The 12455-nt window shown below is 68.0% G+C and carries 9 protein-coding genes and 1 tRNA gene; 9 read left to right on the forward strand and 1 reads right to left on the reverse strand.

Translation table 11 applies throughout. The features are described 5' to 3' along the window. The first annotated feature begins 145 nt into the window (after nucleotides 1–145). Genes DDE10_RS02060 through DDE10_RS02070 form a run of 3 tightly spaced genes read left to right on the forward strand, consistent with a single transcriptional unit; the run spans nucleotide 146 to nucleotide 3179 of the window. Nucleotides 146–1354: a GNAT family N-acetyltransferase gene (locus DDE10_RS02060; protein ID WP_114951045.1), complete on the forward strand. Its 1209-nt coding sequence runs from the start codon at nucleotides 146–148 to the stop codon at nucleotides 1352–1354. Then, a complete protein-coding gene (locus tag DDE10_RS02065; RefSeq protein WP_114951046.1) occupies nucleotides 1351–2214 on the forward strand; it encodes a cupin-like domain-containing protein in 864 nt (287 codons plus the stop codon). Before DDE10_RS02060 ends, DDE10_RS02065 begins: the two co-directional genes overlap by 4 nt. Continuing rightward, nucleotides 2211–3179 (forward strand): polysaccharide deacetylase family protein, encoded by a 969-nt coding sequence (locus tag DDE10_RS02070; RefSeq protein WP_114951047.1) that lies wholly within the window; start codon nucleotides 2211–2213, stop codon nucleotides 3177–3179. The genes DDE10_RS02065 and DDE10_RS02070 overlap by 4 nt, the downstream gene beginning before the upstream one ends. A 101-nt stretch (nucleotides 3180–3280) precedes the next feature. Here the strand turns inward: DDE10_RS02070 and DDE10_RS02075 are convergent, their stop codons facing one another. Further along, on the reverse strand, nucleotides 3281–4933 hold the full coding sequence (locus DDE10_RS02075) for a M28 family metallopeptidase (protein WP_114951048.1): 1653 nt from the start codon (nucleotides 4931–4933) through the stop codon (nucleotides 3281–3283). A 162-nt stretch (nucleotides 4934–5095) separates the two neighbouring features. Here DDE10_RS02075 and DDE10_RS02080 point away from each other — a divergent pair, with 162 nt between their 5' ends. From DDE10_RS02080 to clpP, 6 genes are all read left to right on the forward strand, one after another. Next, nucleotides 5096–5353 (forward strand): hypothetical protein, encoded by a 258-nt coding sequence (locus tag DDE10_RS02080; RefSeq protein WP_114951049.1) that lies wholly within the window; start codon nucleotides 5096–5098, stop codon nucleotides 5351–5353. A gap of 181 nt (nucleotides 5354–5534) precedes the next feature. Next, nucleotides 5535–5617 (forward strand) — tRNA-Leu (locus DDE10_RS02085). A 58-nt stretch (nucleotides 5618–5675) separates the two neighbouring features. Beyond that, nucleotides 5676–7253, forward strand: a complete 1578-nt coding sequence (tig, locus tag DDE10_RS02090) for a trigger factor (protein ID WP_114951050.1) — start codon at nucleotides 5676–5678, stop codon at nucleotides 7251–7253. A 224-nt stretch (nucleotides 7254–7477) separates the two neighbouring features. Further along, the gene (locus DDE10_RS02095; RefSeq protein WP_114951051.1) at nucleotides 7478–8458 is read left to right on the forward strand and encodes a glycosyltransferase family 2 protein; all 981 of its coding nucleotides are present in this window, start codon (nucleotides 7478–7480) and stop codon (nucleotides 8456–8458) included. A 323-nt stretch (nucleotides 8459–8781) separates the two neighbouring features. Next, nucleotides 8782–11625: a TonB-dependent receptor domain-containing protein gene (locus DDE10_RS02100; RefSeq protein WP_114951052.1), complete on the forward strand. Its 2844-nt coding sequence runs from the start codon at nucleotides 8782–8784 to the stop codon at nucleotides 11623–11625. Nucleotides 11626–11764: 139 nt separating this feature from the next. Further along, a complete protein-coding gene (clpP, locus tag DDE10_RS02105; protein WP_114951053.1) occupies nucleotides 11765–12403 on the forward strand; it encodes an ATP-dependent Clp endopeptidase proteolytic subunit ClpP in 639 nt (212 codons plus the stop codon). Nucleotides 12404–12455: the final 52 nt, after the last annotated feature.

Below are 12455 nucleotides of genomic sequence, written 5' to 3' on the forward strand. Positions count from 1 at the left end.
CTGCCTGATATTACCCGCTTGCTGGGCGCTGGCGAGACGCTTTCGGCTGCACATGCGTCGACCTGGCACCGGCGGAGCCCCGCCGGCGCACCACCTTTCCTTTACCTCTTGGCGCTATCGCGCCTGCATGTTTCCGGCAGCGAAGATGGCGATCCCGGCCGCGGACTCCGCCGGCCCTTCCGCACGTCTCCACGATGCCGCTGCCGGCACGATCGCGTCCGCCCTCGCCCAGGAGACGACGACGGTGACGGTGCGGGATCCGGCCGAGGCGCTCGTCGGGCTCGAACCGGAATGGGCCGCTTTGGCCGACGATGCCGCCGAGCCGAACTGCTTTGCCGAATCCTGGTTCGTGGCGGCCTCGCTGGACGCGCTGGGCGCCGATGAAGGTGTCCGCCTGCTCGAGGTGAGACGCGGCGGCCGGCTGATCGGGATCTTCATGTCGGCGATCGGCGCCGACTATGGCCGCACGCCCGTCCGCCATGTCGCCAATTGGTGGCATCACAACATGTTCCTCGGCATCCCGCTGGTCCGCCGCGGCGAGGAGCAGGGCTTCTGGACGGCCCTGCTCGACGCCCTGGACGGTGCCGCCTGGGCGCCCAACTTCATCCACCTGCGCGACATCAGCGAGAATGGCCCGGTCCATCGCGGCCTCGCCGCCGCGGCGGCGGCGCGCGGGCGATCCTGCGCCACCGTCCATCGCGAGGTCCGCGCCCTCCTCGCCAGCGACCTCGAGCCGCAAGCTTATTACGAGCGCCAGGTCCGGCCGAAGAAGCGCAAGGAGATAAGGCGGCTTCGAAGCCGGCTTGGCGAGCTCGGGCCGGTGCGTGCGCGCACGCTTGGCGACGGCGACGATCTCGAAAGCTGGTGCGACGCCTTCCTCGCGCTCGAGCAGGCCGGGTGGAAAGGGGAGGCGGGCAGCGCGCTTGCTTGCGACCCGCGCAAGGAGGCCTTCTTTCGCGCCGCCGTCGCGGGTGCGCGCACCCGGGGGCGCCTCCATTTCCTGCGTCTCGACCTGGGCGAACACCCGATCGCGATGCTCGTCAATTTCCTCGCGCCGCCCGGCAGCTTCTCCTTCAAGACGGCCTTCGACGAGGATTATGCCCGCTTCTCGCCGGGAGTCCTCGTCCAGCTCGAGAATCTCGCCGTGCTCGATCGCGCCGACATCGGCTGGATGGACAGCTGCGCCGCCGAGAATCACCCGATGATCGACAGCCTCTGGTCCGGTCGTCGCGGCATCGTCCGCGTCACGGTTCGGCTGAGCGGCCCACGGCGCGGCCTCGTCCACTTCATCTGCCGCAGCCTCGAGATCGCGTCGCGCGCCGCACGGCGGCTCGCCGGAAAGGAACAGGCATGACCAAGCAAGCCTTTGCGGGCGCCGCGCGCGAGACGCTTTCGGGCGCCTATCCCGAGCGGCCGATCCTGCTCGACCACGGACTGGTCGGTCACCCGCTGCTCGAGCTCGACGCGCTGGTCGAGCTGGCGCGGCGGATCCGCCCGGTCGACGCCGAATATAATCGCGGCGACCTGCCGGTCGGGCTGGACCCCGCCCAGACTCCGGCCAACGGCCTCTCGGCCGAGGAGACGCTTCGCTCGATCGAGCAATGCGGCTCGTGGATGGTGCTCAAGTTCGTCGAGCAGGACCCGGTCTATCGCGCGTTGCTTCATGAGATTCTGGCCGAGCTCGAGGACACGGTCCGTCCGACCACCGGCGCGATGCTGAAGCGGGAAGGCTTCATCTTCGTCTCCTCGCCGGGAGCGGTGACGCCGTTCCATTTCGACCCCGAGCACAACATCCTGCTCCAGATACGCGGCCGCAAGACGATGACCGTCTTTCCCGCCGACGACGAGTCCCTTGTGTCCGCCGAGGCGCACGAGGCCTTTCACGACGGCGGCCACCGCAACCTCGGCTGGCGGGACGATTTTGCGGGCTGCGGCACGCCGTTCGAGCTCGATCCCGGCCGCGCCCTCTACGTTCCGGTCAAGGCGCCGCACTGGGTCCAGAACGGCCCGGAGGTGTCGATCTCCTTGTCGATCACGTGGCGGTCCGAGTGGAGCTATCGCGAGGAATATGCGCGGCGAATGAACGCTCTGCTCCGCCGCACCGGACTTCGTCCCGCCTCGCCCGGACGCTTCCCGAGCCAGAACCATCTCAAGTCCCTCGGCTACCGCGCCATCGAGAAGGCGAAGCGGGTGACGGGCCTGGACGGACGGTGACACCGCGCCTCGCCATCGTCGTCGATACCGAGGAGGAGTTCGACTGGGACAAGCCGTTCAGCCGCACGGCCACGGCGACCCGGTCGATCCCCGCCCAGGCGCATGCGCACCGTCTCTACGACCGGTTCGACATCGTCCCCACCTATGTCGTCGACTATCCGGTGGCCACCAATCCGGCGGCCGCCGACTTCCTCGGCGCGCTGGTCGCCGACGGGCGGGCGGAGATCGGCGCCCACCTCCACCCATGGGTGACTCCGCCGCACGAGGAAGAGGTGACTCGCCGCAACTCCTATCACTGCAATCTTCCGCCGGCCTTGGAGCGGGCGAAGATCGAGACGATCACGGCCGCGATCCGGGACGCGTTCGGCACCGCGCCCATTGTGTTCAAGGCCGGGCGCTACGGCTTCGGGCCGAGCACGCTCGAGGCGATCGCCGCGCTCGGCTATCAGGTCGATTGCAGCGGACTGCCGCATACCGATCTGCGCGGCGACGGCGGCCCCGACTTTCGCGGCACGCCCGACGAACCTTATTGGCTCGATCGGCCGGGCGGCATTCTCGAGGTGCCGCTGACGATCGGCTTCTTCGGCGCGGCGGCGGGATTTGGCCCGCGCCTCGAATGGCTGTTCGATTCGCCTCGGGCAGCGCGCCTGCACTTGCCCGGCCTGCTCGCCCGCAGCCGGCTCATCGCCCGCTCGCGGCTGACCCCGGAAGGGGTCTCTGCCCGCGAGCAATGCCGGCTCATCGAGTCGATGGTCCGCCGCGGCCACCGCACCTTCACCCTGGCCTATCACAGCCCGAGCCTCGAGCCGGGTCATACGCCCTATGTCCGAAGCGAGGCGCAGCTCCAGGCCTTCCTGGACGCGATCGAGCAGGTGCTCCACTTCTTCCGCGACCGCATCGGCGGCACCTTCACCACCCTGACCCGGATCCGTGGCGAGATGATGGAAGCCCGCCGGGCGGCGTGAGCCAGAACGATTTCTAGTCGGATGGGATCACCCGACGATTCGGAAATCGCGACATGTCAAGCCCCTGGACCGGATGATCCGGTGCCATCAGAGCATCCGGCCTAGCGTGCCCGGGCGCCGCCCTCGCCGGCTCCGGGCCGCTGCGCCAGCCGCTGTCCGCGGGCGACGGCGCCGCCGAAGAAGCTGTCGGCATACCAGAGCGGCGCCTCCTCAGAATCGGCGATCTCGCGGGCGATGAGATAGTTCAACTGGGCGAAACGGGCCCCGGCCTGCCAGTCGAAGGGCAAGGCGAGGTCGTCCTTCGGACTATGATATTCCTCCGCGAGGAAATGGGTGAAGCGCGCCTGCCCCTCGCCGCCGAAGCCGGTCATCAGGAAGACCGACGGCACCCCGACCCGGACGAACTCGTAATGGTCCGAACGCGTGAACAGTCCCTGCTCCGGCAGCGGATCGGGGGACAGCCGCACGTTCATCCGCGCCGCGGCACGCTCGACGACCGGACCCAGCGTACTGTGCTCGGCGCCGAACGCGATCACGTCCTCGAAATCGTAGGTCAGGATCGGCATGTCGAGATTGACGACCGAGACCACGCGCCCGTCCGTCACCGGGTGGCGGGCGAGATATTCGGAGCCGAGCAACCCGACCTCCTCGGCGGTCACCGCGGCGAACAGGATCGGGCGGCGCGGCCTGTTGCCGTCCCGCGTCATCTGGCGGGCGACCTCGATCAGGGTGGCGACGCCAGTAGCATTGTCCATTGCCCCGTTGCGGATCGCATCTTCGCCCTCGTTTCCGCCCGTGCGTACGCCGAGGCCGTCGAGATGGGCCATCAGCAGCACATATTCGTCGGCCAGGGCCGGGTCGGTGCCGGGCAGGACGGCGACGACGTTCGGGCTGGTGAAGCGGCCGGCCTCGGCCGGCTCGCGTTCGGCCCGCGCGGTCGTGGCCAGCGCGAAGCCGGCGGGTCGGTCACCTCCGGCCGCCTCTGCGAGCACCGCCGACAGCGGCCGCCGGGCGCCGGCGAACAGGGCTTCGGCGACCGGGCGGTCGACGGTCGCGCTGAAGCCGAGGCCGTGGACGGAAAAGGGCTGGCCGTCCTCGCCGACCCAGGTGGTCCCCGGCCGGCCGGAATGAGCGACGAGCCGCTCCCAGGGCAGCCGCTCCGCCTCCGCGTCGCTCCGCACCGTGATCAATCCGGCGGCGCCGCGCGCCGCGGCCATGCGGGCCTTTTCGGAAGTGAGATGGGCGCCGACGTCGCTGGCGGTGCCCTCGGGATAGCCGCTCAGCACGACGACGATCTTGCCGCGTACGTCGAGACCGGCATAATCGTCATGGCCCTGCGCCGGCAGGTCGAGGCCGTAGCCGGCGAAGACAAGGGGCGCCTCGATGCGGGTCGCTTCGGGGCTAGGGCTGGGCCGAACGAGAATCTCGCGGCCCTGGGTGAAGCTGCGGCCGCCGACGGTGAGGCGCGAGCCGGCCCCGCTCTGGTAGCGGACGAACCGGACCGGCTGCAGCCAGGAATCGCCTGCGCCCGGGCGCAGGCCGAGCGCTTCGAACTGGGTGGCCACGTAGCGCGCCGCGATGTCGTAGCCGCGAGTCCCCGATTCGCGGCCCTCGAGCAGGTCGTCGGCGAGGAAGGCGACATGGCCGCGAAAGGCATCGGGAGAAAATTGCGGTGCCGTCGCAGGCCCTTGGGCATGAGCCGATAGGGTCAGCGAAGCGGCGGCCATTCCGGCCAGCAACGGCTTGAACTTCATCGATAAAAGCTCCGGGGGCGGTGGATGGTCTCGGCCTAGGGGAGAACGGCGCGACTGACAACTGCCGGCCCGGAGCTGAACGGCTCAGTCAGCTTGCGTTCAACTCGTCGATGGAAAAGAACGACTCGTCGCTGGGGCAGGGGCGACAAGGGAGTGAAGACGATGTTGGTTTCGATTTTCGGCAAGACGGGAGAATATCCCCACGATCCGTCGCTGCGCGGCTATCACGTCGTGTATCGCGAGAATGAGGTGAACCACTGCCCCGGCTGCGGCCGCACCCATTGGTATGTCGGTCGGCTGACCGCCGAGTGCGGCTTCTGCGGGACAGCGCTTCCGCTCGCCGACGCGGGCACCTGGGGCGTTGGACTCGTCCGTCGCCGTGGGTCGGCGCCGCTCCAGGACTTCGCCGACGCCGCCTGAGCGTCGTCCGGCGGGGTAGGGCGCAACGCCTCGGAACGCCCGATCCGGCGCAACCGGCGCGGCCGCCGGGCGCCTGGCCGGTCGTGCCCCGCTCGGGCGTCGCGCCCGGTCTGTTCCGCCCCTTCGCGCCACCTTGCTCTCAGCCCCATCGCTGCTATAGACGCCGCCTTGCCGTGGCCCGGCGGGCGTGGCGGAACTGGTAGACGCGCTTGGTTTAGGTCCAAGTGGGCAACCGTGGGGGTTCGAGTCCCTCCGCCCGCACCAGCCGCGCCGCCGGATGCGATGCACCTTTTTCCTGTGATTTGAAGGTTCGAACCAACCCATGCAGACTGTCGAGACGTTGAACGAGGGGCTGAAGCGCGCCTTTCGGATCACCATCCCCGCCAAGGACATCGACGCCCGCGTCGACCAGGAGCTGAAGACGATCGCGCCGCAGGTGCGGATGCCCGGCTTCCGGCCCGGCAAGGTCCCGGCGAATCTCGTCCGCAAGATGCATGGCGCCGCGCTCGAGCAGCAGGCGCTGCAGAGCGCCGTCCAGGACGGCGTGCAGAAGCTGATGGCGGACCAGAAGCTTCGCCCGGCGATGCAGCCGAGCGTCGAGCTGGAGGAAGGCGGCCCCGGCAAGGACGCCGTGATCAAGGTCGAGCTCGAGACCCTTCCCGACGTGCCCGAGGCGAAGATCGAGGGCCTCAAGATCGAGCGGCTCCGCGTCGAGGCCGGCGAGTCCGCGATCGACGAAGCCGTCGACCGGCTCGCCGCCGGCCAGAAGAGCTATGATTCGGCCCCCGCCGCGAAGAAGGCCGAGCTGGGCGACCGCGTCGTCATCGATTTCGAGGGCAAGGTCGACGGCGAGCCGTTCGAAGGCGGCAAGGGCGAGGGCATGTCGGTCGAGCTGGGCTCCGGCCGGCTCATCCCGGGTTTCGAGGACCAGCTGGTCGGCGCCAAGGCCAACGAGCAGAAGGTCCTCGAGGTCACCTTCCCGGAGGATTATCCGGTCGACTATCTCAAGGGCCGCGGCGCTACCTTCGAGGTGACGGTGAACGAGGTCCAGGTCGCGCGCGAGGTCAAGGCCGACGATGAGTTCGCCCAGTCGATGGGCCTCGAAGGCATCGACCAGCTGCGCGAGCTGCTCAAGAACCAGGTCGAGCAGGAGCTGAACGGCCTCACCCGCACCCACATGAAGCGTCAGCTGCTCGACCAGCTCGCCGCCGCCCACGATTTTCCGGTCCCGGGATCGATGGTCGAGGCGGAGTTCGACCAGATCTGGCAGCAGCTCGAGCATGAGGCGAGCCACGAGGAGGATGCCGAGGCCGCCCGCGCCGAGATGGAGAAGGAGCGCGAGGATTATCGCAGGATCGCCGAGCGCCGCGTCCGCCTGGGCCTGCTCCTGTCCGACATCGGCCAGAAGAACGGCGTCGAGGTCAGCCAGCAGGAGATGAACCAGCTGGTCATGCAGGCCGCCCAGCAATATCGGCCCGAGGATCGGCAGAAGTTCGTCGAATATCTGCGCAACGAGCCGATGGCGGCCGCCCAGCTGCGCGCGCCTTTGTTCGAGGACAAGGTCGTCGACTTCCTGTTCGAGAAAGCGGAGATCAGCGAGCGATCGGTGAGCCGCGACGAGCTCGAGGCGGCGATCGAGGCCGAGGAAGGCCATGTCCACGGCCCCGGCTGCGGCGACCATGATCACGATCATGGCGCCAAGCCCAAGGCGAAGAAGCCGGCCGCCAAGAAGGCGAAGGCGGAGGACAAGGCCGAGGCGTCGCCCGCGGAGTCCGAGGCCGAGGCCAAGCCTGCGAAGAAGGCCGCCAAGCCCAAGGCCGCCAAGGAAGAGGCGCCCGCCGCCGAAGCCGAAGCCGCCCCGGCCAAGAAGCCGGCGAAGAAGGCCGCCAAGAAGAGCTGAGGCTGCTTCGTCGCGGCGCCGTCGCCTTCACTGCCTAAGCCCTCCCCTTGATGGGGAGGGTTGGGTGGGGTGGAGACCCCACGCGCTCAGTGCCGGCGGAAACTCCACCCCCACCAACATCCCCCATCAAGGGGGAGGCTTCTACCGTGAGGGGAGGCGTCTCATGCCGCGACATCCCGCTCGTCTTAAAGACAAGCTCACCTTTCCCGGCTAGAGCGGCCGCCATGTCGGTTCCGAACCCCCAGGCCCAGTTCAACCCGGCGAGCCGCGCCGGGCTGCCGCGCATCGCCGTGCTGCTGCCCTGCTACAATGAGGAGGCGGCGATCGCGCAGACGATCGCGGGTTTCCGCGCGGCGCTTCCGGACGCGCTCATCTACGTCTACGACAATAACAGCGCCGATCGCACCCGCGACGTCGCCGCCGAAGCGGGCGCGATCGTCCGCTCGGAGCGCATGCAGGGCAAGGGCCATGTCGTGAGGCGGATGTTCGCCGACATCGAGGCCGATATCTACGTCATGGCCGACGGCGACGCGACCTACGACGCCTCCGCCGCGCCGACCCTGATCCGCAAGCTGATCGACGAGCAGCTCGACATGGTCGTGGGCGCCCGCCAGTCCGAGGTCGAGGAGGCCTATCGCCGCGGCCACCGGATCGGCAACAGGCTGTTCAACGCCTTGCTCGCCAGCCTGTTCGGCCGCAGCTTCAGCGACATCTTCTCCGGCTACCGGGTCTTCTCGCGCCGCTTCGCCAAGTCTTTCCCGGCACTCGCGCGCGGCTTCGAGACCGAGACCGAGATCAGCGTCCATGCGCTCGAGCTCGCCATGCCGGTGGGGGAGGTGGTCACCGTCTACGGCGCCCGTCCCGAGGGATCGCATTCGAAGCTGTCCACCTATCGCGACGGCTGGCGGATCATGAAGACGATCCTCAACCTGTTTCGCATCGAGCGGCCGGTCATCTTCTACGGCAGCTTCAGCCTGTTCCTGCTGGCGCTGGCGGTGGTCCTCTCCGTTCCGCTCATCCTCACCTATATCGAGACCGGCCTGGTGCCGCGCTTTCCGACCGCGATCCTTGTCACCGGCCTCACCTTGCTCGCCGCCTTGAGCTTCTTCGCCGGCCTCATCCTCGACACCGTCACCCGCGGCCGGCGCGAGATTCGCCGCCTCCATTATCTCGGCCTGCCGGCCCCAGGCGCCGATCGGCGCTGAAGTCGGGCAGGGGCCGCGTCGTCGGGCCGGCCGCGTCCGCAGGCTACGGGATGCAAGAAGAGCCTGCGCCGCTATTGCCCGTTCGGGATATGCGGCGAATGCTGTAGCAGTTCAGTAGCAGTACCGCCCCGGTCGCGACTTTGGTCTGTTGGTAGGACATCGCTTGTCCCCACCGGCTGGACAATTGTATCCTTTCGGCAACGTCTCTATTATTTCTTTCCTGCCCCCGCGCTCGACTCGGCCGCTTCCTGTATCATCCGCTGCGGCCGACTTGCGGACGGCCGCGGCGCGGTCCGCCATCGGCCCTTCGAAGGGGAAGGGACATGACCAATCTCTCGTGCACCTTGAGAGCCGGAGCCGCCACCTTCGCGATCGCCGCCGCGACCGCCATCTTCGCCGGTCCGGCGCATGCCCAGGACGAGGCGGCAGCGCCCACCGACGGCCAGGCGGCGCAGGGCGAGCAATCGATCCTCATCACCGGCTCGCGCATCCGCCGCGATCCGCTCGATCAGGACCAGCCGGTCATCTTCCTCGATCGCGAGACGATCGACCGCACCGGTCTCACCTCTGCCGCCGACGTCCTCCAGCGCCTGCCCAGCGCCGGCGGTGCGCTCAACAGCCGGTTCAACAATAGCGGCAATTTCGGCAATCCGCCGGATGGCGGCGGTGTCGGCGCCGGCGCCGCCGAGGTCGATCTTCGCTTCCTCGGCTCGAAGCGGACCCTGGTGCTGGTCGACGGCATGCGCTTCGTCAACGCCGCCTCGGCGAGCGGCGTCCCGGGATCGACCGATCTCAACGCCATCCCCGAGAGCATGATCGAGCGGATCGAGGTGCTCCAGTCCGGCGCCTCCGCCATCTACGGCTCGGATGCCATTGCCGGCGTCGTCAATATCATCACCCGCCGGCAGCAGGAGGGCTTCCGCGCCTCCGCCCAGTTCGGCGTGATGGACGAGGGCGACGGCGCCTCGCAGAACCTCCAGCTGAGCTGGGGCACAGGCTCCAGCGAGAGCGGGACCCGTATCGTCATCGGCGGCAATTATGTCCGGCAGGAACCGATCGGATCGGGCAACCGCTCGATCTCGCTCTTCCCGACCCCCGGCGCCACCGCCTGCGACGCCTCGTGCAGCTCGGGGACGCCTAACGGGCGCTTCATCGTGCTCGACAACGACCTCACCTTGCGCGCGCCGGTGCTGACCGGACGCCCGGATTTCAATCCTCTCGATCCGACCGATCCCACCAGCGATTTCCGCGCCTTCACGACGCCGGACCGCTTCAACTTCGCGCCGTTCAACTTCATCCAGATCCCGCTCGAGCGCTATGGCGGGTTCGTCAACGTGACCCAGCAGTTCGGCGATTTCGCCGAATTGAACCTGCGTGGCGTCTACAACCGGCGCAACTCGCGCAACCAGGCGGCGCCGCTGCCGCTCTTCGTCGGGCCCGACGCCGGCAACGGCAATCTGCTCGACACCATCTCGATCGACGCGACCAATCCCTTCAACCCGTTCGGAGTCACGCTCGAGCCCGGCACCTACGCCTTCATCGGCCGCCGCGTCGTCGAGGGCGGGCCGCGCCAATATGACCAGACGGTCGACACTTACTATGTCGCCGGCACGCTCGAGGGCGATTTCCAGCTGCTCGGCAACGACTGGTATTGGGACGTGAACGGGCTGTGGGGCCGCAACGATGCCGAGCAGGAGGTCCGCGGCAACATCAACGCCGCCAATCTCGCCCGCGCGCTCGGGCCGCTCGCCGCCTGCACCGCGCCCTGCGTGCCGTTCAACATCTTCGGCGGCCTCGGCTCGATCACTCCGGCGATGCTCGAATATGTCGCCTTCACCCAGCGCGACAGCAGCCGTCAGGAGATTTGGGACGTCTCCGCCAATGTCAGCGGCGGCCTGTTCCAGCTGCCGGGCGGCACCGCCAGCATCGCCTTCGGCGTCGAGCATCGCGACCTCAGCGGCCGGTTCGATCCCGATCCGATCGTCGCCGCGGGCCTGGGCTCGGACATTCCGGCCCAGCCGACCCGAGGCAGCTACAATGTCGACGAGGCCTATGCCGAGCTTCGCCTGCCTTTGCTCGCCGACACCGCCTTCTTCCATCGGCTCGAGTTGACCGGGGCCGCGCGCTACTCCGATTATACGACCTCCGGATCGACCACCACGTTCAGCGCCGGCGTCAATTGGGAGCCGATCGAGGACCTGCTGTTCCGCGGCAGCTGGGCCGAAGGCTTCCGCGCGCCGAGCATCGGCGAACTGTTCGGGACGCCGTCGCGCTTCGACCAGGAGATCTCCGATCCCTGCTCGAGCGACAGCACCGCGCCGGAGAATTTCAACAATTCCGCCACCGTGCGCGCCAATTGCATCGCCCAGGGCGTGCCCGCCGATGGCAGCTACACCCAGCTCAACCCGCAAATTTCGGTGCTGACCGGCGGCAATGACACGCTCGAGCCGGAGACTTCGGAAAGCTGGGGTGCCGGCATGGTCTGGCGTCCTTCCTTCCTGCCGCGGCTCTCGATCGAGGCCAATTACTTCAACATCCGGGTCGACGGCGCCATCCAGGCGATTCCGGGCGGCGTCCTGCTCGGCCGCTGCGCCACCACGCTGGACGAGTTCAGCTGCGACACTATCACCCGCACCGCCTCGGGCCAGATCGCGCGGATCGAGAACTTCCTCCTCAACGTGTCGAGCATCGAGACGGACGGCCTCGACGTCGTCCTCAATTTCCGCACCGCCGAGACCGGGGCCGGCACCTTCGGCCTCTATTGGGCGAGCACCTTCCTGTTCAACTACAGCCTGGCGGTCCCGTCGACCGATGGCGTGACCGTGATCGAGCGCGAGGGCACCGAGCAGGGCAGTCCCGACCAGGCCTTCCCGAAGTTCAAGTCGACCGGCATCCTCGACTGGAGCCTGGACGATTTCGGCGCCTCGCTGACCGGCCGCTACATCAGCGGCGTCGACGAGAATGGCGGCCGCCTGGGCTCGCGCTTCTACACCGACGTCCAGCTGCGCTGGCAGATCGACGATCGCTTCGGCTTCGCGCTCGGCGCGAACAACCTGTTCGACGTCGATCCGCCGCCCTGCATCACCTGCGGGCTCAACAATTTCGATCCCACCACCTACGACGTCCCCGGCACCTTCATCTATGCCCGGGCCAGCGTCCGCATGTGAGGGGCGGGGAGGGCGCCGGGAGCCGAACGGCGCGAGCGGCGTTGCATCCCTCGGCGCAAGGCGGGCGCGGGGGCTTGAACCTGCGCCGCTTTGCTCCGATGTTCACCGCATCCCAACGAGTCAGGATTCTCCCCCCCTTATGGACCATGAAGACATTATCGGCGGCCTCGTCCCGATCGTCATCGAGCAATCGAACCGCGGCGAGCGCAGCTTCGACATCTACTCGCGCCTGCTGAGGGAGCGGATCGTCTTCGTCACCGGGCCGGTAGAGGACCATATGGCGACGCTGGTCACCGCCCAGCTGCTCTACCTCGAGTCGGAGAATCCGAAGAAGGACATCTACATGTACATCAACTCGCCGGGCGGGGTCGTCACGGCGGGCATGGCGATGCACGACACGATGCAATATATCCGTCCCAAGGTCGGCACGGTCTGCATCGGCCAGGCCGCCTCGATGGGCGCCTTCCTCCTCTCGGCCGGCGAGCCCGGCATGCGGGTCGCGCTCACCAACGCGCGGATCATGATCCACCAGCCGTCGGGCGGCGCCCAGGGCATGGCCTCGGACATCGAGATCCAGGCCAAGGAGATCCTGCGGATCCGCCACCGGATGAACGAGCTCATGGCCAAATATACAGGCCAGGCGCTCGAGGAGATCGAGCGCAATGTCGAGCGCGACAAGTTCTTCTCGGCGGACGAGGCCAAGACGTTCGGGCTGGTCGACGAGGTTTTCGAGCGGCGGCCGGTTCCCTCGGATGAGGAAGCGGCCAAGGCGGCTTAACCTTTAGGCCATTGTGATTGTGCTAATTTGCCGTCAGGATGCCGGCGGATGT

This window comes from Sphingosinicella terrae (genome assembly GCF_003347635.1).
In the GTDB taxonomy this organism is placed as follows: Bacteria; Pseudomonadota; Alphaproteobacteria; order Sphingomonadales; family Sphingomonadaceae; genus Allosphingosinicella; species Allosphingosinicella terrae.